The organism is Micromonospora sp. U56 (assembly GCF_018070095.1).
Classification (GTDB): Bacteria; Actinomycetota; Actinomycetes; order Mycobacteriales; family Micromonosporaceae; genus Micromonospora; species Micromonospora purpureochromogenes.
The window spans coordinates 40721-63355 of record NZ_JAGPYL010000003.1; the positions used below are offsets into that span (position 1 = coordinate 40721).

General features: G+C 74.6%; 24 protein-coding genes and 1 pseudogene. 19 read left to right on the top strand and 6 right to left on the bottom strand.

Translation table 11 applies throughout. The features are described 5' to 3' along the window. Window position 1 precedes the first annotated feature (1 nt). A complete protein-coding gene (locus KBX37_RS02440; protein ID WP_088959938.1) occupies window positions 2-316 on the bottom strand; it encodes a hypothetical protein in 315 nt (104 codons plus the stop codon). A gap of 333 nt (window positions 317-649) precedes the next feature. On the opposite strand from KBX37_RS02440, the gene folP reads away from it, so the two are divergent. The 7 genes from folP (at window position 650) to KBX37_RS02475 (ending at window position 5342) form a co-directional block, all read left to right on the top strand. Continuing rightward, window positions 650-1603, top strand: coding sequence for a dihydropteroate synthase (folP, locus tag KBX37_RS02445; RefSeq protein ID WP_210774157.1), 954 nt, complete (start codon window positions 650-652; stop codon window positions 1601-1603). A gap of 52 nt (window positions 1604-1655) precedes the next feature. Then, window positions 1656-2015: a dihydroneopterin aldolase gene (gene folB, locus KBX37_RS02450; protein ID WP_210774158.1), complete on the top strand. Its 360-nt coding sequence runs from the start codon at window positions 1656-1658 to the stop codon at window positions 2013-2015. Then, entirely contained in the window at window positions 2012-2539 is a 528-nt protein-coding gene (gene folK / locus KBX37_RS02455) for a 2-amino-4-hydroxy-6-hydroxymethyldihydropteridine diphosphokinase (RefSeq protein ID WP_210774159.1), read from the top strand. The genes folB and folK overlap by 4 nt, the downstream gene beginning before the upstream one ends. Before the next feature lie 19 nt (window positions 2540-2558). Then, window positions 2559-3095, top strand: coding sequence for a DUF3180 domain-containing protein (locus tag KBX37_RS02460; RefSeq protein ID WP_210774160.1), 537 nt, complete (start codon window positions 2559-2561; stop codon window positions 3093-3095). Window positions 3096-3197: 102 nt separating this feature from the next. Beyond that, window positions 3198-4418, top strand: a complete 1221-nt coding sequence (locus KBX37_RS02465; RefSeq protein ID WP_210774161.1) for an ABC transporter permease — start codon at window positions 3198-3200, stop codon at window positions 4416-4418. 55 nt (window positions 4419-4473) lie between these two features. Further along, entirely contained in the window at window positions 4474-4779 is a 306-nt protein-coding gene (locus KBX37_RS02470; RefSeq protein WP_210774163.1) for a hypothetical protein, read from the top strand. A gap of 62 nt (window positions 4780-4841) precedes the next feature. Continuing rightward, the gene (locus tag KBX37_RS02475) at window positions 4842-5342 is read left to right on the top strand and encodes a hypothetical protein (RefSeq protein WP_210774165.1); all 501 of its coding nucleotides are present in this window, start codon (window positions 4842-4844) and stop codon (window positions 5340-5342) included. Between the two features lie 70 nt (window positions 5343-5412). Here KBX37_RS02475 and KBX37_RS02480 read toward each other — a convergent pair whose 3' ends face one another. Beyond that, a complete protein-coding gene (locus KBX37_RS02480; protein ID WP_210774166.1) occupies window positions 5413-6411 on the bottom strand; it encodes an ABC transporter ATP-binding protein in 999 nt (332 codons plus the stop codon). A gap of 2 nt (window positions 6412-6413) precedes the next feature. Here KBX37_RS02480 and KBX37_RS02485 point away from each other — a divergent pair, with 2 nt between their 5' ends. The 4 genes from KBX37_RS02485 to KBX37_RS02500 all read left to right on the top strand — a co-directional run bounded on the left by KBX37_RS02485 (window position 6414) and on the right by KBX37_RS02500 (window position 10620). After that, window positions 6414-7100: an ABC transporter permease gene (locus tag KBX37_RS02485; RefSeq protein ID WP_154941372.1), complete on the top strand. Its 687-nt coding sequence runs from the start codon at window positions 6414-6416 to the stop codon at window positions 7098-7100. Further along, the gene (locus KBX37_RS02490) at window positions 7097-7846 is read left to right on the top strand and encodes an ABC transporter permease (RefSeq protein WP_210774168.1); all 750 of its coding nucleotides are present in this window, start codon (window positions 7097-7099) and stop codon (window positions 7844-7846) included. The genes KBX37_RS02485 and KBX37_RS02490 overlap by 4 nt, the downstream gene beginning before the upstream one ends. Window positions 7847-8011: 165 nt before the next feature. After that, window positions 8012-9016: a glycine betaine ABC transporter substrate-binding protein gene (locus KBX37_RS02495; RefSeq protein WP_210774170.1), complete on the top strand. Its 1005-nt coding sequence runs from the start codon at window positions 8012-8014 to the stop codon at window positions 9014-9016. A gap of 119 nt (window positions 9017-9135) precedes the next feature. After that, window positions 9136-10620 carry a hypothetical protein gene (locus tag KBX37_RS02500; RefSeq protein ID WP_210774172.1) on the top strand — a complete coding sequence of 495 codons (1485 nt, stop codon included), beginning with the start codon at window positions 9136-9138 and terminating at the stop codon, window positions 10618-10620. Between the two features lie 16 nt (window positions 10621-10636). Here the strand turns inward: KBX37_RS02500 and KBX37_RS02505 are convergent, their stop codons facing one another. Further along, window positions 10637-11806, bottom strand: a complete 1170-nt coding sequence (locus KBX37_RS02505; protein WP_210774174.1) for an NADH-quinone oxidoreductase subunit D — start codon at window positions 11804-11806, stop codon at window positions 10637-10639. Next, window positions 11803-12891 carry an SAM-dependent methyltransferase gene (locus tag KBX37_RS02510; RefSeq protein WP_210774417.1) on the bottom strand — a complete coding sequence of 363 codons (1089 nt, stop codon included), beginning with the start codon at window positions 12889-12891 and terminating at the stop codon, window positions 11803-11805. Before KBX37_RS02510 ends, KBX37_RS02505 begins: the two co-directional genes overlap by 4 nt. Window positions 12892-13038: 147 nt before the next feature. Between KBX37_RS02510 and KBX37_RS34105 the strand changes: the two are divergent. From KBX37_RS34105 to nadC, 7 genes and pseudogenes are all read left to right on the top strand, one after another. Further along, window positions 13039-13373 (top strand): annotated as a pseudogene (locus tag KBX37_RS34105) (phytase); the annotation flags it as partial. Between the two features lie 537 nt (window positions 13374-13910). Beyond that, complete coding sequence (locus KBX37_RS02520) at window positions 13911-14876, top strand: Rossmann-like and DUF2520 domain-containing protein (RefSeq protein WP_210774418.1); 966 nt, start codon at window positions 13911-13913, stop codon at window positions 14874-14876. Then, window positions 14873-15721 carry a pantoate--beta-alanine ligase gene (gene panC / locus KBX37_RS02525; protein ID WP_210774176.1) on the top strand — a complete coding sequence of 283 codons (849 nt, stop codon included), beginning with the start codon at window positions 14873-14875 and terminating at the stop codon, window positions 15719-15721. The genes KBX37_RS02520 and panC overlap by 4 nt, the downstream gene beginning before the upstream one ends. 34 nt (window positions 15722-15755) lie before the next feature. Further along, window positions 15756-16181 carry an aspartate 1-decarboxylase gene (gene panD / locus KBX37_RS02530; RefSeq protein WP_210774179.1) on the top strand — a complete coding sequence of 142 codons (426 nt, stop codon included), beginning with the start codon at window positions 15756-15758 and terminating at the stop codon, window positions 16179-16181. 89 nt (window positions 16182-16270) lie between these two features. Continuing rightward, window positions 16271-17167, top strand: coding sequence for a septum formation family protein (locus KBX37_RS02535; protein WP_210774181.1), 897 nt, complete (start codon window positions 16271-16273; stop codon window positions 17165-17167). Between the two features lie 73 nt (window positions 17168-17240). After that, on the top strand, window positions 17241-18935 hold the full coding sequence (locus KBX37_RS02540; RefSeq protein WP_210774183.1) for an L-aspartate oxidase: 1695 nt from the start codon (window positions 17241-17243) through the stop codon (window positions 18933-18935). Beyond that, a complete protein-coding gene (gene nadC, locus KBX37_RS02545; protein ID WP_210774185.1) occupies window positions 18932-19828 on the top strand; it encodes a carboxylating nicotinate-nucleotide diphosphorylase in 897 nt (298 codons plus the stop codon). Before KBX37_RS02540 ends, nadC begins: the two co-directional genes overlap by 4 nt. A 3-nt stretch (window positions 19829-19831) precedes the next feature. On the opposite strand, the gene KBX37_RS02550 is transcribed toward nadC, so the two are convergent. Further along, the gene (locus KBX37_RS02550; RefSeq protein WP_210774186.1) at window positions 19832-20932 is read right to left on the bottom strand and encodes a hypothetical protein; all 1101 of its coding nucleotides are present in this window, start codon (window positions 20930-20932) and stop codon (window positions 19832-19834) included. A gap of 118 nt (window positions 20933-21050) precedes the next feature. On the opposite strand from KBX37_RS02550, the gene KBX37_RS02555 reads away from it, so the two are divergent. Continuing rightward, window positions 21051-21809, top strand: coding sequence for a type III pantothenate kinase (locus tag KBX37_RS02555; RefSeq protein ID WP_210774187.1), 759 nt, complete (start codon window positions 21051-21053; stop codon window positions 21807-21809). Between the two features lie 34 nt (window positions 21810-21843). On the opposite strand, the gene KBX37_RS02560 is transcribed toward KBX37_RS02555, so the two are convergent. Beyond that, window positions 21844-22584, bottom strand: a complete 741-nt coding sequence (locus tag KBX37_RS02560) for a class I SAM-dependent methyltransferase (protein ID WP_210774188.1) — start codon at window positions 22582-22584, stop codon at window positions 21844-21846. Window positions 22585-22635 lie beyond the last annotated feature (51 nt).

The window sequence follows — 22635 nt, forward strand, 5'->3', positions numbered from 1 at the left end:
CCTATTCGAAGATCAGGTCGATCAGGTAGTCACCGACGAAGAAGAGTGTGGCCGCCCCGGCGATGAAGGCCAGGCCGACGATCGCGATGGCCGAGCTGGTGAGCACCTTCGAGATCTCACCCCGGCTGGCCCGGCCGATGAAGATGACACCGAGCACGGCGAGCAGGATGGGCGCGATCTTGCTGGCGAAGAAGGTGACGACGCCGTTGGTGTCGATGCCCTTCGGAGCCTCTTCGGCGAGCGGTGTCGTCGCCAGGGTGTGCAGGGCCTGCGCGACGCCGGACGTCGCCGTCTGCATGAGCTCGAAGGCGATCACTGGAACCTCCCCATGTCGCGGCCGGCGGTGCCGCGGCGGTGCAGTAGGCAAGCCTGGCGGGAAATGTGCTCACTCAGCGCAGCGTCGGCGACGCTACGTTCGTTACCCACCACGGAGCGTGGTGAGCTTTGGGGGGATTCTTCCCGCTTCGGCCCTCCCTCCAGGCTTCGCCATCTCGATGCTGGGCAATTCCACAGCGTACGGCCCGCCCTCCTTTGCGACAACCCGCGAAGAGTCGGCCCGATTCGGCCCGGACGACCGATCGTACACCTGTTCCAATGCGCATGTCAGGGGGCCGCCGGAGCGGGCGTGGACGACCGGTACCGTCTAGTCGTGACCGATCTGGTACGGGCCCAGGCCCCGGTGGTGATGGGCGTCCTCAACGTCACGCCCGACTCCTTCTCCGACGGTGGCCGCTACGCCGACCTCGACGCCGCGGTCGCCCACGGCGTACGGCTGCGGGGGGAGGGCGCCGCGCTGATCGACGTCGGTGGCGAGTCCACCCGACCGGGCGCCGACCGGGTCGACCCCGCGACCGAGGCCGCCCGGGTCCTGCCGGTGATCCGGGAGCTGGCCGCAGCCGGCGTGGCGGTGAGCATCGACACCAGCCGGGCGTCGGTGGCCGAGGCGGCCCTGGCCGCGGGAGCCACCGTCGTCAACGACGTCTCCGGCGGGCTCGCCGACCCGGACATGGCCCGGGTGGTGCGCGACGCCGGCTGTCCCTGGGTGCTGATGCACTGGCGCGGGCACTCGCGGGGGATGCGCGAGCTGGCCACCTACACCGACGTGGTCGCCGACGTGCGCGCCGAGCTGGGCCGGCGGGTCGACGAGGCGCTGGCCGCCGGGGTGGCCGCCGACCGGATCATCGTCGACCCCGGCCTCGGCTTCGCCAAGACCGCTGCCCACAACTGGGAGCTCAGCGCCCGCCTGCCCGAGCTGGTCGCGCTCGGCTTCCCGCTGCTGTTCGGGGCGAGCCGCAAGTCGTACCTCGGCCGGCTGCTGGCCGACGCCGACGGCGAGCCGCGCCCCACCGCCGACCGGGAGGCGGCCACCGCCGCCACCAGCCTGCTGGCCGTCGCCGCCGGCGCCTGGGGGGTACGCGTGCACGACGTGCGCGGCACGGCCGACGCGCTCGCCGTCTGGCAGGCCACCGGCCGCCCCCGCCTGGTCGCCGAGCCGGCCGCGCGCCGCGCCGGCCACGACGGCGCGAAACCGGGCGGTGCCGGCGGGCCGGCGGTGGGGGCGGCCGGGCCGGCCGGCCGGCAGGAGAGCGAGCCGGCGCGGTGACCGCGTCCGGGCTGAGGGCCGCCGGGTACGTCGGCCGGGACGAGGGAGAGCGATGACCGACCGGATCGAGCTGACCGGCCTGCGGGCGCGCGGTCGGCACGGCGTCTACGACTTCGAACGCGCCCAGGGGCAGGAGTTCGTCATCGACGCGGTGCTCGAACTCGACCTCGCCCCGGCGGCCCGCTCCGACGCGGTGACCGACACGGTGCACTACGGCGAGTTGGCCGAGAAGCTGGTCGCCGTCATCACCGGCGAACCGGTCGCGCTGATCGAGACGCTCGCCGACCGGCTGCTCGCGGTCTGCCTGGCCGAGCCGCTGGTCGCCGCCGCCACGGTCACCGTGCACAAGCCCGAGGCGCCGATCCCGCACACCTTCTCCGACGTCGCCGTGACGATGCGGCGTACCCGATGACCCGGGCCGTGCTCTCCCTCGGTAGCAACCTGGGCGACCGCCTCGCCCACCTGCGTGCCGCGGTCGCCGCGCTCGGCGACGCGGTCCTGGTGGTCTCCGGGGTCTACGAGACTCCACCGTGGGGGGACGCCGACCAGCCGGCGTACCTCAACGCGGCGGTGATGGTCGCGGACCCGGCGGCGACCCCGCGCGACTGGCTGGAGCGGGCCCGGGCCGCCGAGCGGGCGGCCGGCCGGGTCCGCGACCCCGAGCGCCGGTTCGGACCGCGCACCCTGGACGTGGACGTCATCGCCGTCTGGGACGCGGCCGGCGAGCCGGTGCTCAGCGACGACCCCGAACTCACCCTGCCGCACCCCCGCGCCCACCTGCGCGCGTTCGTGCTGCGGCCGTGGATCGACATCGAGCCGCACGGGCGGCTGCCCGGGCACGGCTGGCTGACCGACCTGCTCAACGCCGAGCCGTTGGCCGGCGACGCGCTGGAACTGAGCCCCCGGCCCGATCTGGCGTTAGAGTCGACCCCATGACCGAGTGGAGCCGGCCGGCATGACCCAGGCGCAGCCCCCGCGCGGAAGCGAGCCCGACCGCTTCCGGATGGGCCCCACCCGGATCTCCACCCTGGTCGTCGCCGCCCTCGCCGCCGCGGCGGTGGCCTGGTTGCTGATCAGCACCTTCTACTACGACGTCGCGCCGGACCTGCCCTGGCTGCCGGTGGTCACGCTGGCCGCGCTCGCGGTGCTGGAGGGGTACGCCGCGGCCAACACCCGCAGCCGGATCGAGCGCCGGCCGGGCCGCTACCCGGTCAACCCACTGCTGGTCGCCCGGTTCGTCGTGCTGGCCAAGGCGTCCGCCCTGGCCGGGGCGATCTTCACGGGCTGCTACGCGGGGCTGACCACGTGGCTCTTCATCGAGAACACCAACGCCGCCATGGGCGACCGGCCGGCGGCCGGTGCCGGCCTGCTCGCCGCGCTCGCCCTGACGGCCGCCGCGCTCTGGCTCGAACGCGCCTGCCGGGTCCCGGAGCAGGAGGACGACGAGGACCGGGAGCCCGGCGAGCGGCAGGGCGGCCCGCCCCGCCGCTGATCAGGGGGGTTACGCGCGGCCGCGTGCGCAGGTACCGTCCCTGGCGACCGGAGAGCAGACGACCGTCAACGAGGACGGCCGGCCACGTGGGAGGCGCGCGGCATGGCGTACGACGAACCAGGCCGGGCCGGATTCGTGGAGCCCACGCCGGGGGTGCCCGCCGCCGTGCTGGAGAACGTCTTCGACGATCCCGCGCACGGTGACCCGGGCCGGGACCGGGTCGGCGTGCACCTGGTGTGGGAGACGCTCCTCCTGGTCGTCCTGGTCGGTGTGGTGCTGCTGCTTCGCCGCGAGGACGCCGACGCGCTGCGCGGCGACGGGCTGCGCACCCTCCTGGTCGACGTGGTCGCGCTCGGCCTGCTGGCCCTCGCCGCGGGGCTGAGCCTGCGTACCGCGGCGGTGAACCTGGCGGTCGGGCCGGTCGCCGTCGCCGCCGCGCTGCACTTCGCCGAGCAGGGCGATCGGGGGGTCACGGCGGCGCTCACCCCGGCCCTGGTGGCCGCCGCCGTCGGTGGCCTCGCCCTGGCCCTGGCCGTGGTGGCGCTGCACGTGCCCGGCTGGGCGGCCAGCCTCGCCGCCGCCGCGGGCGTGATCGTCTTCATCGAGCGGCGCTCCGGCGCGGTCGGAGTGCAGGCCGACTACGACCCGCGTCGCACGGCCTTCTACCTCTTCGCCGGGTTCGCGGCCGTCGCCGTGCTGGGCGGGATCTTCGGCGCGATCCGGGCGATCCGGCGGGTGGTCGGCCGGTTCCGGCCGGTGGTCGACCCGGCCCGCCGCCGGGGCGTGCTGGCGGCCCTGGTGACCGCTGCGGCGCTGGTCGGTTCCACCGTCCTCGCCACGCTGGCCGGGGTGCTGCTGGCCGCCAACGCCGCCGGTCCGGTCGTACCGGGGTCGGGGCTGGACTGGACGGTGCTGGCGGTCGGCGTGGCGATGCTCGCCGGCACCAGCGCGTACGGCCGGCGCGGCGGGATCTTCGGCACCCTGCTCGCGGTGGGCGTGGTGGTGGTCTTCCTGACCTGGGCCACCGCGCACGGCTGGACGGTCTCCCGGTGGACCGTGGGCGGCGCGGCGCTGGGCGTCGGGCTGGTGGTGACCCGGCTGGTCGAGGCGTGCGGGCGGCCACGTGGGGCGATCGGCGAGCCGGCCGAGACGACGCCCACCGGCGACGGCACGATCAGCACCGGCTGGTCGCTGCCCCGGCCGAGCACCGTCGACAACTGGCCGCCCGCGCTGCCGGCCCAGTCGACCGCCACCCCGCCGGACCCGTGGGAGGCCCCGCGCTGGGAGACCGGGTCGCGCCGCTGGGACGACGACGACCGGTGAGGCCGTGCCCGCGTCCGACGGGCCGTAGGTGATCTCGCCGGTTAGGCTCGCGGGCATGAGCGAGACTCCTTCCGCCGGTACCGGTCGCACCTTCGACGAGCTCGACGCGCTCTCCACCGAGGAGCTGCGGGAGCGGGCCTTCGCGCTGGCCCGGGAGCGCCACGACGTGGGCTTCTTCTGGTCGGTGCTGCGGCACCTGCCGAACGCCGACGAGGCCGCCGTGTTGGACGGGGCGCCGAACTCGATCGGCCCGATCATCGACGAGGCCTCGGCGTTGTGGCGGGAGCTGACCGGCCACGGGTACGAGGAGGCGGAGCCGCTGCTGCGGGCGGCGTTCATCGACTACCTGGTGAAGCACTGACCGGTCGGACCGCCGGGTGGGGCAGGTTTGCCCGCCGGGGTGGGTCGGGAACTTCCCGCCGCATGGCCCTCACCAACCGCCCCCGGACCGCCAGCGGGTACGGCACCGCCGCCGGCACCGGCACCCTGGCCGCGCTCATCCTGGTCGGGGTCTGCGGCAGTCCGTGGTACGTCGACTGGGCCGAGGCGCACACCGACCCCAACTCCGCCGGCGGCTGGTTCCTGCGGCTGCTCGCCTGGCCGGCCTGGCGCCTGGAGGCCGCCGGTGGCGAGCACGGGGTGCTCGCCACCGACCTGCGGGCCATCCTGCTGCTGGTGTTCGCCGCGACCTTCCTCTACCTGCTGCCCACCTCGCAGGTGGCCCGGGTGCAGGGATCGGTCAGCCAGTTCCTCTCCGGCTGGTCCGCGTACGTCCTGGCCGCCGCCACGGCGACCCTGCTGGCGGCGCTGCTGACCTCGGACGGGCCGCTGCTCGCCGACTTCCAGACCACCGGCACGGGCGCCACCTACGGCTTCTTCGCCGGCTGGATCATCGGCACCGCCAGCCTCGGCGGCCGAGCCTGACCTTCCCTGCCTGACCTGCGCCGGAACGGCCGGTTCGTCGGCCGCGACGTCATCGGCCGGCGGGGCCGGATCAGGCCCCGGTCTGGCCGAGTTCGAGCACCCGGGCCCGGCTGAGCGCGCCGACCGGCTCGCCGTCGGCGGTGACCACGACCGCCTCGGAGCCCGCGGTGAGCATCGCCGCCAGCGCGTCGTACGCCGAACCGCCCAGCGGCACCACCGGCAGGTCGGCGGTCGCGCCGGTGAGCGGGGCCAGCGTGTCCCGGGTGAGCGGGGTGACGGCGAGCCGGCGGATGCCCCGGTCCGCGCCGACGAACTCGCGGACGAACGGCGAGGCGGGGGCGCCGAGCAGGGCGGCCGGGGTGTCGTACTGCTCCAGCCGGCCCCCCTGGGAGAGCACCGCGATCCGGTCACCGAGTCGGACCGCCTCGTCCAGGTCGTGGGTGACCAGCACGATGGTCTTGCGGACCTCGGCCTGGAGTCGCAGGAACTCCTCCTGCAACCGGGTCCGGACGATCGGGTCGACCGCCGAGAACGGCTCGTCCATCAGCAGCACCACCGGGTCGGCGGCGAGCGCCCGGGCCACGCCGACCCGCTGCCGCTGCCCACCGGAGAGCTCGTGCGGGTAGCGGCGGCCGAACTGCGCCGGGTCGAGCCCGACCAGTTCCAGCAGCTCGTCGGCGCGGCGGCGGATCCGCTCCTTCGGCCAGCCGAGCAGCCGGGGCACCGTGCCCACGTTGGTGTGCACCGTCTGGTGCGGGAAGAGCCCGACGTTCTGGATCACGTAGCCGACCCGGCGGCGCAGCTTCACCGGGTCGACCCGGGTGATGTCCTCGTCGCCGAGCAGGATCCGGCCGCCGGTCGGTTCGATCAACCGGTTGACCATCCGCAGCACGGTGGACTTCCCGCAGCCCGAAGGGCCGATCAGGACCACCAGCTCGCCGGCCTTGACCTCCAGGCTCAGCTCGCGCACGGCCTCGGTGCCGTCCGGGTAGCGCTTCCGGATGCCGTCCAGGGTGATCGAGGCAGCGCTGTGCCCGGCCGCGCCGATGGGTCCCGGGGTAACGTCCACGTGTGTCCCTCCACCTGAGCTACCGGGCCGACCCCGGTAACCCGTGGTTCTCCTGGCAGTACGTGCGAGACAACTCTGACACCATCCTCGCCGCGCTGCGCGAGCACGCCTCGCTGACCGCCCGGGCGGTGCTGATCGCCGCCCTGGTGGCCCTGCCGTTGGCGGTGGCGGCGTACTGGTTCCGCGCCCTCGCCGGGCCGATTCTCGCACTCACCGGCGTGCTGTACACCGTCCCGTCGCTGGCGCTGTTCGCCTTTATCGCGCCCTACCTCGGCATCGGCGCGATCACCGTGCTGACCGTGGTGGTGCTGTACGCGCTGTTGGTGATCGTGCGCAACGCGGTGGCCGGGCTGAACCAGGTGCCCCCCGAGGTCCGCGACGCGGCCGAGGGCATGGGGTACGGCCGCTGGGCGCGGCTGTTCCGGATCGACCTGCCGCTGGCCCTGCCCGGCATCCTCACCGGGGTACGCCTCGCCACCGTCTCGACGGTCGCCCTGGTCACTGTCGGGGTGGTGGTCGGTCGCGGCGGCCTCGGGCAGCTCATCTTCGCCGGCTTCCAGAACAACTTCTACAAGGCCCAGATCATGACCGGGACGCTGCTCTGCGTGCTGCTCGCCCTGGTGCTGGACCTGATCCTCGCCGGGGTGGGCCGGCTGCTCACGCCGTGGCTGCGCGGGCGGACCGGATGACGGCCACGGCCGCCCGGGCGGGCACGAATCCGGTCGAGCAGGCGGTGGTCTGGCTCAACGACCCGCTGAACTGGACGAACCCGGGCGGCATCCTGGACCGGCTCGGGGAGCACCTGAGCATGTCCGCCGCCGCGGTGCTGCTCGGCTGCCTGGTGGCCTGGCCGATCGGGCTCTGGCTCGGGCACAGCGGTCGCGGTGGCGGGCTGGTCCTGCTGATCTCCAACGTCACGCTGGCGATCCCCACCCTGGCGCTGCTGACCATCCTGCCGCTGACCTTCCTCGGGTTCGGCCGGCCGGCGGTGGTGGTGGCGCTGGCCGTCTTCGCGGTGCCGCCGCTGCTGGCCAACGCGTACACGGGGGTGCGGCAGGCCGATCCGGAGGCCCGGGACGCGGCGCGGGGGATGGGGCTGTCCGGGGGGCAGTTGCTGCGCCGGGTGGAGCTGCCGCTGGCGGTGCCGTACCTGGCGGCCGGGTTCCGGACCGCGGCGGTGCAGGTGGTGGCGACCGCCGCGCTCGCCTCGTTCGTCAACGGGGGCGGGCTCGGCCAGATCATCCGGGCGGGCTTCGGGCTGGACATCGCGGCCGGCGGCGGCCAGATCATCGCCGGGGGCGTGCTGGTGGCCGGGCTGGCGCTGCTGGTCGAGGGGGTGTTGGCGCTGGTCGAGCGGGCCGTCACCCCGCGCCCGCTGCGGCGGGTGCGGCGCCGGGCACACCGGCGGGCGACCGCCGCGGTCGCCGGGAACTGAGCGATCCGGTGACGATCTGGTGACGATCCGGTGAAGAACTCCGCCCAAATTTGTCGGTCGGGCCCGGAGGATATTGGCTGGAATCGCGGGCGGCATCCGATCGCCCGTCGGACACGCGGCCGGCCCACCTCGGGTCGCGCCGGGACACGGAAGGCGGGCGCGATCATGCGCGTACGGACACGGCTGGCGGTCGGCGCGGTAGGCGTCATCACCGTGGCAGGTCTGCTCACCGGCTGCGGGGACGAAGGGTCCTCCGGCACGGACGCACCCCAGCAGGGCGCGAGCGGGGCGGGCTGCGCCCCGGTCGCCGGCGACCAGCTGGTCGTCCTGGCCGACGACAAGAAGCTCCAGAACACCGACAACATCATCCCGGCGATCAACGTCGACGCGGCCAACCCGCAGCTGGTCGCCGCGCTCGACAAGGTCTCCACCGCGCTGGACACGCCGAAGCTGATCGCGCTCAACAAGGCCGTCGACGTCGACCGCAAGACCCCGAAGGCCGCCGCCGAGGGGTTCGCCTCGGCCAACAACCTCACCGCCGGCATCGCCAAGGGCCCCGGCGGGCAGATCGTGGTCGGCGCCGGCAACTTCAGCGAGAGCCAGACCCTGGCCGAGCTCTACAAGGTCGTTCTCACCGCGGCCGGCTACCAGGTCAAGGTGCAGCAGATCGGCAACCGCGAGCTCTACGAGCCGGCCCTGGAGAAGGGCGAGATCCAGGTCGTCCCGGAGTACGCGGCGACCATGGCGGAGTTCCTCAACACCAAGGCCAACGGGAAGAACGCCACCCCGGTCTCCTCGGCGGAGCTGGACAAGACCGTCACCGCGCTGAAGGCCGCCGGCGACAAGGTGGGCATCACCTTCGGCGCACCCGCCGCCGCGCAGGACCAGAACGCCTTCGCCGTGACGAAGGCGTTCGCCGACAAGTACGGCGTGCAGACGATCTCCGACCTGGCGGCCAAGTGCTCCGGCTCGGCGACCGTGCTGGCCGGCCCGCCGGAGTGCCCGCAGCGGCCGAAGTGCCAGGCCGGTCTGGTGGAGGTCTACGACTTCAAGGCCGGCTCGTTCAGCTCGCTGGACGCCGGTGGCCCGCAGACCAAGAACGCGCTGAAGACCGGCACCGCCAGCGTCGGTCTGGTCTTCTCCTCCGACGGCGCGCTCGCCACCGGCTGACCACGGGTTCCGGGCGCGGCGGCACCCCGCCGGCCGCGCCCGGCCCGCACCCCCTGACGTCGCGATTCGGTCCTCGGGACCGTTCCCACCCAGGGCATCTCTCGGTAGGCTCCACAGCCATGCCCGCCCCGGTCGTGCCCGAGAAGCACCACCCGCAGCTGCTGACCGTCCTGTTCTGGATCGGTGTGGCGATCGCCCCCGTCGCGGCGCTGATCCTGTTGATCGCCGACGGCAACGGTCCGCTCCGGTTCGCCGCCGTACTGGCCATCATGGCCGTGGTCCTGATCGGTCTGTCGATCGCGCTGCGCGCCGACGGCGGCCAGCCGCGCGGCGAGGAGTTCCTCGACGAGCTGGAGCAGCTTCGCCGGGAGCTGCGCGCCGAGATCGTGGCCGCCGCGCAGCGTGGCAACCAGGCGCTCGACCAGTCCCAGCGGGTGGAGGACCAGGTCAGCGCGCTGCGCCGCCGGCTGGACGCGGCGGCGGCCGGCATCGCCGCAGCCGCCGGGATCAGCGGGGCGGTGGCCGAGGAACCGGCCGGCGCCGGCCGGGCCCGGGTGTCCGCCCCGCAGGAGCAGGCGTCGGGCGGGCGGCGGTGGGCCGCCGCGCCGGAGGAGACTCCGTCCACCTGGGGGCGCGCCACCGATCGGGACGACGAGGAGCCGGCCGGGCGTCGCTACGGCGCGGAGCGTTCCGCCGCCGGCCAGGCCGGGGTGTACGGCGCTTCCCGCGAACCGCGCGGCGCCGCCCCCGCTCCCGAGGCGGGCGGCCGTCCCGTGGTGCGGCACACCGAGACCGTGCACGTGACCACCCGGCACACCGTGGTGGACGGCGCGGACCCGGTGGTCGGCAACGCCTACGCCGGGTACGCCGGGCGCTGGTCCCCCGCGCCCGAGGAGTCGTCCTGGAGCGGCGCGGAGCCGGAGAACTCCTGGTCGGAGCGGGCCGAGCCGGAGCCGGACTGGGCCGGCCAACGCGACGAACGGTCGAGCGGCCAGCGGGAGGACCGGCCCTGGTCGGGCGGGCAGCCCGAGGAGCGGTCCTGGTCGGGCGCCGCCGACGACCGCGCCGACCAGTCCTGGGCGGGCGGGTCGTACCCGGCGGAGGAGAGCTGGTCCGGGGTACGGGCCGGCGACCGCTGGGCCGAGGTACGCGACGACGGGCGGGGCCGCGAGGTGCGGGTCGGTGAGCGCCGGGCGGAGCTGCACGCCGACGGCGCCGAGTTCCGCATGCAGGACCGGTGGGCATCGGTACGCCACGACGAGCCCCGCCGGCCCGCCGAGCAGTGGGGCGGCGGCGGTTGGGTCGAGGGGGAGGAGCATCCGGCGCTGCCGGCCGGCGGCGTGCCGGTGCCGCAGGAGTGGCGGGAGCAGGCGCGCGGCCAGCAGCACGCCGAGCAGTCGTGGGGCGAGCGGTCGGCGGACCAGTGGCGAGCGCCCGCGCAGCGGGAGCCGGTGGACTCCTGGCGGGCCGCCGAGCCGGAGCCGCGCGCCCGCCAGCAGTGGGGCGCCGAGCCGGAGCCGCGCGCCCGCCAGCAGTGGGGTGGCGAGCGGTACGGCCAACCGCCGCAGGACGACTCCCCACGCGCCGGTGGCCGCTGGCGCTGATCCGGTCAGCCGCCGGTCACTTGTCGATGTCGCCGACCACGAAGAACATCGAGCCGAGGATGGCGATCAGGTCCGGCACCAGGGTGCCGGGGAGCAGGCTGGCCAGCGCCTGCACGTTCGCGTACGACGCGGTGCGCAGCTTGAGCCGCCACGGGGTCTTCTCGCCCCGGGAGACCAGGTAGTAGCCGTTGATGCCGAGCGGGTTCTCGGTCCAGGCGTAGGTGTGCCCCTCAGGGGCCTTGACCACCTTGGGCAGTCGGGTGTTCACCGGCCCGGTCAGCCGGTCGACCCGGTCCAGGCACTGCTCGGCGAGGTCGAGTGAGGCGTACACCTGGTCGAGCAGCACCTCGAAGCGGGCGTGGCAGTCCCCGGCGGTGCGGGTCACCACCGGCACGTCGAGCTGGTCGTAGGCCAGGTAGGGCTCGTCGCGGCGCAGGTCCAGGTCGAGGCCGGAGGCGCGGGCGACCGGCCCGGAGGCGCCGAACGCGGCGGCGTCGGCGGTGGAGAGCACCCCCACCCCGACGGTACGGGCCAGGAAGATCTCGTTGCGCCGGATGAGCCGGTCCAGGTCGGGCATCCGGCGCCGGACCTCACCGATCGCGGCGCGGGCCCGGCCGGTCCAGCCGGCGGGCACCTCCTCCTTGAGGCCGCCGACCCGGTTGAACATGTAGTGGATCCGGCCGCCGGAGACCTCCTCCATCACCGCCTGGAGGGTCTCCCGCTCGCGGAACGCGTAGAAGACCGGGGTGATCGCGCCGATCTCCAGCGGGTACGAGCCGAGGAACATCAGGTGGTTGAGCACCCGGTTCAGCTCGGCGAGGGCCATCCGCAGCCAGGTGGCCCGCTCGGGCACCTCCATGCCCATCAGCCGCTCGACGGCGAGCACCACGCCCAGCTCGTTGGAGAACGCCGACAGCCAGTCGTGCCGGTTTGCCAGCACGATGATCTGCCGGTAGTCGCGTACCTCGAAGAGCTTCTCCGCGCCCCGATGCATGTAGCCGACGATCGGCTCGGCCGCGACGACCCGTTCGCCGTCGAGCACCAGCTTGAGCCGGAGCACCCCGTGCGTGGACGGGTGCTGGGGGCCGATGTTGAGCACCATGTCGGCGCCCAGCTGCTCCCCGCCCGCGCCGGTGCCGATGGTCAGCTCGCGGAGGTCGCCGGCATCCGTGGTCATGTGGCTCATCGTGCCATGAACGCCGCGGGGTCGACGCCGACCGGTTGCCGCAGCCACCAGTGCCCGCCGAGGCCGGCCGGGTCGGTCAGCTCGGCCACCGCCGAGGCGGCGGCCAGCGCCCGCAGGTAGCCGGCCGGGTCGCTGCCGGCCAGGGTCAGCGGCGGTCGGCCGCCGTCGGCCCCGAGCGCCCGCAGCGCCTCCCGCTGCGACACCAGCGTGTACGCGCACCCGGCGACCCGTGCGCCGGCGGCGGCGACCGAGTCCACGGCGACGTGCGCGGTGACGTCGCGGGAGCCGTCGGGTACGGGTGGCACCTGCCGGCCGGCGCGGTACCCGGTCAACGTCCCGTCCACCGGCCGTTCCTGCCGAAGGTGTCCGTAGTCGACGGCCAGCGCGAGTCCCCGGTCGAGCCTGCCGACCGCGTCGGCCCAGGCGTCGTCCCTGGTCCGGCCGATCTCGGCCCGCCCGGCGGTCACTGGGGCGGGCCACCAGCGGTGCAGCCAGTCGAGGTCGGCGGCGTCGACCCGGTCGCCCACCGACTCCGCCCCGCTCGCCGGGTCGACGAGCAGGTACCGCCAGCCGTCGCCGTCGTGCACCGCGACGTCGAGCGGCACGTTGTCCAGCCATTCGGTGGCGACCAGCAGGCCGCTGACCCCGTCCGGGATCTCGTCCCGCCAGTCGATGCCGGCGGGCAGGTCGTCGGGGCGGGGCGCCCGTTCGACGGCGGTGAGCCGTACCCGGCGGGCGAGCGGCACCGGCGCGGCGGGTGACGGCGCGGCGGCGGCCGGGGCGGTCGGGGCGGCCGGGGCGGTCGGGGTTTCCGGGGAAGCCGGCCGCCCGTCGGCCCCCACGGCCCGGGCGAGGGCGCGCAGCAGCTCGCCCCGGCCGGCGCCCACGTCGACCACGTCCAGCCGGTCGGGCCGGCCCAGGGCGGCGTCCACCTGGTCGACCAGGCGGGACAGCGCGGTGGCGAGGACACCGGGAGCGTGCGCGCTGGTGCGGAAGTGGGCGGCGGGTCCGACGCCGGCGACGAAGAAGCCGGCCGGGCCGTAGAGGGCGGCGTCCATGGCGTCCCGCCAGCGCATCGAGTTCATCCCGCGTTCAGGGTGCGTCACCGTGCCGACCCTACGGTCAGCCGGTATGAGACGACTGTTCATCCCCGCCCTGGCGGTCGTGCCGATGGTGCTGGCCGCCGCCCCCGCCGGCGCCGCGCCGCCCACGGGCCCCGGGAGGTCCGCGCGGTGGCCGAGACCCCCTCCCTCATCGACGACGAGGCCGGCGGGGACGCCGACGCCGACGACCCGGCGATCTGGGTGCACCCGACGGACCGGGCGGGCAGCCTGGTGGTGGCCACCGCGAAGACGGCGGCCTGCGGGTGTACGACCTGCGCGCCCGGGAGCGGCAGCGCATCGCCACCCCGCCGGCGCCCGGCCCGGAGCACGAGTCCGGCCGGTTCAACAACATCGACCTGGTCTCCGGGTTCCGGCTGGCCGGCCGCGCCACCGACCTCGCCGTGGTCACCGACCGGGGCCGGGATCAGCTCCGCTTCTACCGGATCGACCCGGGTACCGGGCTGCTGACCGACGTCACCGCGGCGGACGTGCCGTTCGCCTTCAGCGCCGACCAGGCCGAGGTCGACGCGCAGCGCACCGCGTACGGGCTGGGCACCTTCACCGACGTCGACGGCGCCGCGTACGCGGTCGTCAGCCGGCGCAGCACCCCGGAGGTGGGGCTGTTCCGGCTGGTCGCCAGGGGTGACACGGTCAGCTACCGGCGGGTGGACCGACTGACGCTGCCGTCGACGTTCACCCTGCCGAACGTCGCGCGCTGGTCGCCGTGCACCGATCCGGGCGACGGGCCCCAGGTGGAGGGCACCGTGGTCGACCCGGCGACCGGCGTGGGGCGTGCGGCCCGGTCCGCCGCCGGATCCGTACCGGACGTCCGGGAGCCGGGCCGGCGGGGCGGCACTGTAACCGCGGCGCGTGGTCCGCGCTGCCCGGAAATCGCCCGCCCACCGGCCGGTGAAGGTTTTCACACACTCTTGTTAGGGCTCCGTAACCCCAGCGCATACTTGCGGTCGACCGGTACCCCCTTCGAGGACTGGATCGTTGCCATGAGCGCACCGCTGCGCCCGAGTCCGGGCGCCCCGCGTGAGGCCGCCGTTCCCGCGGGCGGCGCCCCGCTCGTCTTCCCCCGCACCCTGACCGTCGGCATCATCGGCGCCGGTCGGGTGGGTGCGGTGCTGGGCGCGGCGCTCGCCGCCGCCGGCCACCGGGTGGTTGCCGCCGCCGGCGTCTCCGGGGCCGCGAAGGCCCGGATCGCGCTGCTGCTGCCCGGCACCCGCAACCGCTCGGCGACCTCGGTCGCCCGCGCCGCCACCGACCTGCTGCTGATCGCCGTCCCGGACGACGCGCTGGCCGGCGTGGTCGCCGGGCTGGCCGATACCGGGGCGCTGCGCCCCGGCCAGGTGGTCGCCCACACCTCCGGTGCGCACGGCCTGGCCGTGCTGGCCCCGGCCGCCGCCGTCGGCGCCCGCCCGCTGGCGCTGCACCCGGCGATGACCTTCACCGGTACGCCCGACGACCTCGGCCGGCTGGCCGGCATCTCGTACGGGGTGACCGCCCCGGCCGAGCTGCGCCCGCTCGCCGCCCGGCTCGTCGCCGACCTGGGCGGGGTGCCGGAGTGGGTCGGCGAGGCGGACCGCGCGCTCTACCACGCGGGCTTGGCGCACGGCGCGAACCACCTGGTGACCCTGGTCAACGAGGCGGCTGACCGGCTGCGCGACGCCGGGGTGGCCCAGCCCGAGAAGGTGCTGGCCCCGCTGCTGCGGGCGGCCCTGGAGAACGCGCTCCGGCTCGGCGACGACGCGCTGACCGGCCCGGTGTCCCGGGGTGACGCGGGCACCGTGCGACGGCACCTGGAACGGCTGGCGGAGACCGCCCCGGAATCGGTGGCCCCCTATCTGGCGTTGGCCCGACGGAGCGCGGATCGGGCGATCGCGGCCGGTCGGCTGCGGCCGGTGGACGCCGAGTCGCTGCTCGACGTGCTGGCCGGGATCCATCGGGAGGTGGCGGCATGACGGAGCTGGTGCACACCCGGGCCGAGCTGGCGAAGGCGCGGGACGGACTCAAGGGCACCGTCGGCGTGGTGATGACCATGGGCGCCCTGCACCCGGGGCACGAGACGCTGCTGCGGGCGGCCCGGGAGCGGGCGGACCACGTGCTCGTCACGATCTTCGTCAACCCGCTGCAGTTCGGGCCGAACGAGGACTTCGACCGCTACCCGCGCACCCTCGACGCCGACCTGGAGATCTGCCGCCGGGCCGGGGCCGACGTGGTGTTCGCACCCGCCGTGTCGGACATGTACCCGAACGGGCAGCCGGCGGTCCGGGTGAACCCGGGGCAGCTCGGCGAGGACCTGGAGGGGCAGAGCCGGTCCGGCTTCTTCCACGGGGTGCTGACCGTGGTCATGAAGCTGCTCCAGCTCACCCGCCCCGATCTCGCCTTCTTCGGCGAGAAGGACTACCAGCAGCTCACCCTGGTCCGCCGGATGGCCCGCGACCTGGACGTCCCGGTGGAGGTGGTCGGCGTGCCGACCGTCCGCGAACCGGACGGGCTGGCCCTGTCCAGCCGAAACCGCTACCTCTCGCCGGAGCAGCGGCGGACCGCGCTGAGCCTGTCGGCCGCGCTGCGGGCCGGCGCGACCGCCGCCGAGCAGGGCCGGGACGCCGGCGAGGTGCTGGCCGCCGCGCACCGGGCGTTCGCCGCGGTCGGTGCCGACGCCCGGCTGGACTACCTGGTGCTCACCGACCCGGACCTGGAACCGGGTCCGGTGGCCGGCCCGGCCCGGCTGCTGGTCGCGGCCTGGGTGGGCGACACCCGTTTGATCGACAACATGGCGATCCGACTCGCCCCGCGTTCCTGACCACCTGACCACCGCACCCGCTGAGAGGCGACCGATGTTCCGGACCATGCTCAAGTCGAAGATCCACCGGGCCACCGTGACCCAGGCGGACCTGCACTACGTCGGCTCGGTCACCGTGGACCAGGATCTGCTCGACGCCGCCGACCTGCTCCCCGGCGAGCAGGTGGCGATCGTGGACGTGACCAACGGGGCCCGGCTGGAGACGTACGTCATCCCCGGTGAGCGGGGCAGCGGGGTGATCGGCATCAACGGCGCGGCGGCGCACCTGGTGCACCCCGGCGACCTGGTCATCCTCATCTCGTACGGTCAGATGGACGACGCCGAGGCGCGCTCGTACCGGCCCCGGGTGGTGCACGTCGACGCCGACAACAAGGTCGTCGACCTGGGCGTCGATCCGGCCGCCGTGGCTCCCGGCACCGCCGGGGACCCCACCCCCAGCCCGCTGGCCGTGCTGGGCTGAGCGCACTTCCGGTCTGTCACCGGAAGGTCATTGTTGGTTACCCTGGGCGGACCGTCGGGTTTGACGGTCGTCGGCTGGGGGAGGCCGCGATGCGCCGTGCGATGACGAGACCGGTCGCCGCGTTGATCGCCGTGGCCCTGCTGGCCGGGTGCGCCGCCACCGCCGGAGTCGACGGGGACCTTACCGACGACTGGGCCGCCCCGGCGGCTGCCGGGCCGTTCACCCCCGAGGCCGGCGTCTGCCAGGTCGGCGACTTCACCGACACGGTCGCGCTGGACGCGTACGCGCCGGTGGACTGCGCCGTGGCGCACCGGGTGGAGACGGTGCACGTGGGGGCCTTCCCGGCCGGCCGGGCGGATCCGCCCGCCACCGGCTCGCCCGACCTGCGCGGCGCCTTCGCCGAGTGCGACACGCGCGCCACCGGGTACGTCGGCGACGACTGGCGCGCCGGTCGGCTGCGGCTGGCCGTGGCGCTGCCCACCCGTCCCGGCTGGGCGGCCGGCTCCCGCTGGTACCGCTGCGACCTCAGCGAGTTGACCACCGTCGAGGCGGCGGCCGCCGTGGTGACCCGCACCGGCAGCCTGCGCGACGCTTTGAAGGGCCCGTCGGCGCTGCGCCTGGGCTGCCAGCGCACCCGCACCGGCACCGGCCGGGGCGTGCAGGTGCTGCTCCCGGCGGAGTGCGCCACCGCCCACGACGCCGAGTTCGTCGGCGTGTGGAAGGCGCCCGACCGGCCGTACCCGACCCGGGACGCCGACTGGCTGCCGCTCTACGCCGGCTGCCGCAGCGTCCTCGCCCGGTACGTCGGCGTGCCGGACGACGCCGACCTGCGCTTCCGCAGCGGCGTGGTGGTCCGTCCGCCCGGCGCCGGCCGCTGGCGGGCGGGTGACCGGGGTGTCCGCTGCCACCTGTGGCTCAGCGACCGGACGGTGACCGCCTCGCTCAAGGGCGCCGGCCCGGCCGGGCTGCCCGTCCGGACGAAGTAGCGGACGCCGTAGTCCAAACCACTCGTCGTGCCCCCGCCGCCCGGGATGAGGGGCGTTCGGGTTGACTGTGCTCATGGACCTTCCGACCGTCGACCTGCCGGCCCTGCCCAGACTGTTGGCCGCGCCCGCGCCCGGCTGGGTGGAGACCACCGACGTGATCGTGGTCGGTTCCGGGGTCGCCGGGCTCACCGCCGCGCTGCACCTGCGCGAGGCCGGCCTGCACGTCACGGTGGTCACCAAGGTCAACATCGACGAGGGCTCCACCCGGTGGGCGCAGGGCGGCATCGCGGCGGTGCTCGACCCGACGGACACCCCGGGCGCGCACGCCCACGACACCGAGATCGCCGGCGTCGGGCTCTGCGACCCGGCGGCAGTGCGGGTGCTGGTGGAGGAGGGGCCGACCCGGCTCCGCGAGCTGATGCGCATCGGGGCGGAGTTCGACCGCAACCCGGACGGGTCGCTGATGCTCACCCGGGAGGGCGGGCACCGGGCGGACCGGATCGTGCACGCCGGCGGCGACGCCACCGGCGCCGAGGTGCAGCGCGCGCTGCACGCGGCGGTCCGCCGCGACCCGTGGATCCGCCTGGTCGAGCACGCCCTGGTGCTGGACCTGCTGCGCGCCCCCGGCGACGGCCCGGACGGGCTCGGCCCGGCCTGCGGCATCACCCTGCACGTGCTGGGCGAGGGCAGCGAGGACGGCGTCGGCGCGCTGCTGGCCCGCGCGGTGGTGCTGGCCACCGGCGGGATGGGGCAGATCTTCTCGGCGACCACCAACCCGGCCGTCTCCACCGGCGACGGGGTGGCCCTGGCCATGCGGGCCGGCGCGGCGGTCACCGACGTGGAGTTCGTCCAGTTCCACCCGACCGCGCTGATCGTGCCGCAGGCGGCCCGGGTGCCCGGCGCCGGCCTCGCCCAGCAGCCGCTGGTCTCCGAGGCGCTGCGCGGCGAGGGCGCCCACCTGGTCGACGGTGACGGCAAGCGGTTCATGGTCGGCCAGCACGAGCTGGCCGAACTGGCCCCCCGGGACGTGGTGGCCAAGGGCATCCACCGGGTGCTGCTGGCCACCGGCGCGGACCACGTCTGGCTGGACGCCCGGCACCTGGGCGGCGACTTCCTGGCCGGGCGGTTCCCCACCATCGTCGCCTCCTGCCTGGCCATCGGCGTGGACCCGGCCACCGACCTGATCCCGGTCGCCCCGGCCGCCCACTACGCCTCCGGCGGCGTCCGTACCGACCTGCACGGCCGCACCTCCATCCCCGGCCTGTACGCCTGCGGGGAGGTCGCCTGCACCGGCGTGCACGGCGCCAACCGGCTGGCCAGCAACTCGCTGCTGGAGGGGCTGGTCTTCTCCCGGCGGATCGCCGAGGACATCGCCGCCGGGCTGCCCGAGCAGGCCCGGCCGGCGGAGACGGGCGCGTGGGTGGGCGGCGAGGGCTGGGTGGTGCCGGCCGAGGGCACGTCGGCGCTCCAGCGGGCGATGACCCGGGGTGCCGGGGTGCTGCGGTCGGCCGCCACGCTGACCGGGACCGCCGCCGTCCTGGGCGAGCTGGGCCTGGGCCGGGGCACGCCGCGTACCGCCGACTGGGAGGCGACGAACCTGCTCACCGTGGCGTCGACCCTGGTCGCCGCCGCGTACGCCCGCCAGGAGACCCGGGGGTGCCACTGGCGGGAGGACTTTCCGGCCGCCGACGACCGGTGGCAGGGCCATCTGCTCGGTGCGGTCGGTGCGCAGGGTCGGTTGACGTCTCGGTGGGAGGAGTCGCGGTGAGGGAGTCGACGGAGCGGGCGTTGCGGGCCGGTGGCCTGGACCCGGAACTGGTACGACGGGTGGTCGTCGACGCATTCACCGAGGACCTGGGGCCGGACTTCCTCGACGTGACCAGCGTGGCCACCATCCCCGACACGCAGACCGACACCGCCGACGTGGTCGCCCGCGCCGACGGCGTGGTGGCCGGGCTGGCCGTGGCCGCTGCGGCCTTCGAGCTGGTCGGCGAGGTGACCGGTGCGGGCCGTACCGTCGAGGTGTCGCTGGTGGCCCAGGACGGGCAGCGGGTGGCGCGCGGCGACGTGCTGGCCACGGTGACCGGCCCGACCCGGCTGCTGCTCACCGCCGAGCGCACGGCGCTCAACCTGCTCTGCCGGATGTCCGGGGTGGCCACCCACACCCGGGCCTGGGCCGACGCCCTGGCCGGCACCAAGGCGATGGTGCTGGACACCCGCAAGACCACCCCGGGCCTGCGCGCCCTGGAGAAGTACGCGGTCCGCGCCGGCGGCGGCACCAACAAGCGGATGGGCCTGCACGACGTCGCCATGATCAAGGACAACCACAAGTTCGCCGCGGGCGGCATCGGGCCCGCCTTCCGCCGGGTCCGGGAGGCGTTCCCCGACGTGCCGGTGCAGGTGGAGGTCGACACCGTCGCCGAGGCGGTGGAGGCGGTCGAGGCCGGGGCGGACTTCCTGCTGCTGGACAACATGACCCCGGAGACGCTGCGGGAGGTGGTCGCCCGGGTGGGCGACCGGGCGGAGCTGGAGGCGACCGGCGGGCTCACCCTGCCGGTGGCCGCCGAATACGGCGCGACCGGGGTGGACTTCATCTCGGTCGGCGCGCTGACCCACTCCTCGCCGATCCTGGACATCGCCCTGGACCTGCGGGTGGAGTGACGGTCAGTTCAGGTTCCGGGTGAGCGTCGTGGCGGCCACCAGGTTGAAGATCACCTGGCTCTCGGTGTCGTCCCGGGCGTCCAGGCCGTACTTGGCGCGGAAGAGCTGGAGCGCGCGGTGGTAGACCTCGGGCTCCAGCTCGTCCGCCTCGCCGACGGCGAATGCCTGGCCGTCGAGCTCCGGCCGGTCCAGCACCACGCTCAACCCGGCCAGTCCGTGTCGGGCGACGTTGCGGACCAGGTCGGTGCCGGCGATGTACCAGGTGCCGTCGACCCGGACGTAGCGGGCGTCGCAGGATTCCAGCTCGGTGCCGCCGTGCCGGAGGCAGACGTTGAGGGTGAGGCAGGCGTCGAGGTCGCGAACCGGAGCGGTATCCCACAGCTCGGTGAACCGGTCGTCGACGAACTCACCCAGCGGGGTGGAGACGAACGCCTCCAGCTGCTGGGCGTCGAAGGTCTTCCCGGTGACCGGGAAGAACGAGATGAACGCCTTGTGGTCCCAGCGGTACATCTGGACCGACGGGGCGGTGGCGTAGATCCGCACCTGGAGCCGGGACCGGGCGGCGGGCGCGAGCTGCTGCTGGAGCCGGCCGAAGTGATAGAGGTTGTTCATGATCGCGATGGCGGTGTCGGCGCGGCGGAGCTCCTCCGCGCGCAGCCGCACGGCGGGTGAGTCCGGGTCGAGCAGCAGCACCTTGACCGTCGCGCCGTTGGCGAGCGCGGAGCGCAGCGCGACCAGGAAGCGCGACGTGTAGGGGCCCTCCAGCATGCTGGTGAAGGTCTCCAGGATGGCGACGGTTTCCCGGGACTGCGCGACCCGCTGGATCAGCGCCTCCCGGTCGAGTCGGGGGTGCTCGATGATGGTGGCGGTCTGGAGTTCGCGGAAGAGCGGGTTGAGCACCAGGTAGGTCAGGAGCGTCATGATCAGCGCGGCGCCGATGTTGAGGTAGAGGTCGCCGCGGAAGGTCTCCCCGTCGCGCCGCGAGGACTGCCAGGCCTGGACGATCATCCAGAGCGCACCGCCGGCCAACGCCGCCAGCACCAGCACGTGCCGTCGGCGCCGGAGCAGGGCGTTGCGTCCACGTGCCCACCACATCCTCGACATGTCCGCTCCCCGTCGGGCCGTGCCGTGGATAGAAAAATGTTCATACTGCGATGGGTCCAGGATACGGTTCGTCCGCCGCTCCGCGCCCGCCCGAACGGCGGTTGTCTAGGCTGCGCGTGTGCTGCTCTGCATCGACATCGGAAACACCAACACCGTGCTGGCGACCTTCGACGGCGACAAGCTGGTGCACTCCTGGCGGATCAAGACCGACGCCCGGTCCACGGCGGACGAGCTGGGTCTGATGTTCCGCGGGCTGCTCGCCGGTGACGCGGTGGAGATCACCGGGGTGGCGGCCTGCTCCACGGTTCCGGCGGCGCTGCGCTCGCTGCGGTCCATGCTGGCCCGCTACTACGCCGACCTGCCCAGCGTGATCGTCGAGCCGGGGGTGCGCACCGGCGTCCAGCTCGCGATCGACAACCCCAAGGAGGTCGGCTCGGACCGGGTGGTCAACACCCTCGCCGCGTACACCCTCTACGGCGGTCCGTCGATCGTGGTCGACTTCGGCACCACCACGAACTTCGACGTGATCAGCGGCCGGGGGGAGTTCCTCGGCGGCGCCTTCGCCCCGGGCATCGAGATCTCGTTCGACGCCCTGGCCGCCCGGGCCGCTCAGCTGCGCAAGGTGGAGGCGACCAAGCCCCGGTCGGTGATCGGCAAGAACACCGTCGAGTGCCTTCAGTCCGGCCTCTACTTCGGCTTCGCCGGGCAGGTCGACCGGATCGTCGAGCGGATGACCGAGGAGTTGGGCGAGGTGAAGGCGGTGATCGCCACCGGCGGGCTGGCCTCGGTGGTGATCGGCGAGTGCCGCACGATCACCCACCACGAGCCGATGATCACCCTGATCGGCCTGCGGATGGTCTACGAGCGCAACAACTGACCCCGGCCGCCGGGGTCGGGCGCCGCCCGGGGGCTCAGCGCCGCCGGGCCCGGAAGACGAGCGTCCGGTACGGCAGCTCGACCGTCTCCCGCCCGGCCAGGTCGGGGTGGGTGGCGAACAGCTCCCGCAGCTCCGAGTCGACCCGCTGCCGTTGCCGCGGCGTGGCGGTCAGCCAGTTCGAGCGGGTACGCAGCATGCCGAGGACCTCGTCCGGGGTCAGCGTGACCCGGTGGGCGAACTCGCCCAGTTCGACCGGGCCGAGGGCCGGACCGAAGTCGGTGATCTTCTCGGTCAGGTCGCCGGCGTCGTCGTGGAGCTCGGCGATCCGGCCCAGCTCGGCCACCCAGCCGACGCTCCCGTCCCGGGTGTTCCAGAGCGGGGCGAACGTCCCGCCCGTCCGGAGCACCCGGGCGATCTCGACGTGCGCCCGCTCCTTGTCGAACCAGTGGTAGGCCTGCCCCACCAGGACCGCGTCGGCCGTCCCGTCCGGCAGCGGCACCGACTCGGCGCTGCCGGCCAGCGCGGCGCTGCCCGGGGTGGCGGCGGCCAACTGGGCCCGCATCCCCGGATCGGGCTCCACCGGCAGCACCTCGTGGCCCAGGTCGAGGATCGCGCGACTGAGGATGCCGGTGCCGGCGCCGAGGTCGACCACCCGGGCCGGCGCCTCGACGCTCGCCAGGGCCCAGCGGACGGCGGCCTGCGGATAGCGGGGCCGGAACCGGTCGTAGTCGGTGGCGGCCGCCCCGAACGACAGCGCGTGAGTGGGGTCGGTCATGAGCGGCAGGTTATCCCGTAACGGCGACCTGGGCGCTTGAGTACGCTCGGG

Excerpts from the sequence above, each read along its gene's own strand:
- folB (WP_210774158.1), top strand. The coding sequence starts at position 1,656 with ATGACCGACCGGATCGAGCTGACCGGCCTGCGGGCGCGCGGTCGGCAC.
- folK (WP_210774159.1), top strand. The coding sequence starts at position 2,012 with ATGACCCGGGCCGTGCTCTCCCTCGGTAGCAACCTGGGCGACCGCCTC.
- KBX37_RS02460 (WP_210774160.1), top strand. The coding sequence starts at position 2,559 with ATGACCCAGGCGCAGCCCCCGCGCGGAAGCGAGCCCGACCGCTTCCGG.
- KBX37_RS02465 (WP_210774161.1), top strand. The coding sequence starts at position 3,198 with ATGGCGTACGACGAACCAGGCCGGGCCGGATTCGTGGAGCCCACGCCG.
- KBX37_RS02470 (WP_210774163.1), top strand. The coding sequence starts at position 4,474 with ATGAGCGAGACTCCTTCCGCCGGTACCGGTCGCACCTTCGACGAGCTC.
- KBX37_RS02475 (WP_210774165.1), top strand. The coding sequence starts at position 4,842 with ATGGCCCTCACCAACCGCCCCCGGACCGCCAGCGGGTACGGCACCGCC.
- KBX37_RS02490 (WP_210774168.1), top strand. The coding sequence starts at position 7,097 with ATGACGGCCACGGCCGCCCGGGCGGGCACGAATCCGGTCGAGCAGGCG.
- KBX37_RS02495 (WP_210774170.1), top strand. The coding sequence starts at position 8,012 with ATGCGCGTACGGACACGGCTGGCGGTCGGCGCGGTAGGCGTCATCACC.
- KBX37_RS02500 (WP_210774172.1), top strand. The coding sequence starts at position 9,136 with ATGCCCGCCCCGGTCGTGCCCGAGAAGCACCACCCGCAGCTGCTGACC.
- KBX37_RS02505 (WP_210774174.1), bottom strand. The coding sequence starts at position 11,806 with ATGAGCCACATGACCACGGATGCCGGCGACCTCCGCGAGCTGACCATC.
- KBX37_RS02510 (WP_210774417.1), bottom strand. The coding sequence starts at position 12,891 with ATGAACTCGATGCGCTGGCGGGACGCCATGGACGCCGCCCTCTACGGC.
- KBX37_RS02520 (WP_210774418.1), top strand. The coding sequence starts at position 13,911 with ATGAGCGCACCGCTGCGCCCGAGTCCGGGCGCCCCGCGTGAGGCCGCC.
- panC (WP_210774176.1), top strand. The coding sequence starts at position 14,873 with ATGACGGAGCTGGTGCACACCCGGGCCGAGCTGGCGAAGGCGCGGGAC.
- panD (WP_210774179.1), top strand. The coding sequence starts at position 15,756 with ATGTTCCGGACCATGCTCAAGTCGAAGATCCACCGGGCCACCGTGACC.
- KBX37_RS02535 (WP_210774181.1), top strand. The coding sequence starts at position 16,271 with ATGCGCCGTGCGATGACGAGACCGGTCGCCGCGTTGATCGCCGTGGCC.
- KBX37_RS02540 (WP_210774183.1), top strand. The coding sequence starts at position 17,241 with ATGGACCTTCCGACCGTCGACCTGCCGGCCCTGCCCAGACTGTTGGCC.
- KBX37_RS02550 (WP_210774186.1), bottom strand. The coding sequence starts at position 20,932 with ATGTCGAGGATGTGGTGGGCACGTGGACGCAACGCCCTGCTCCGGCGC.
- KBX37_RS02560 (WP_210774188.1), bottom strand. The coding sequence starts at position 22,584 with ATGACCGACCCCACTCACGCGCTGTCGTTCGGGGCGGCCGCCACCGAC.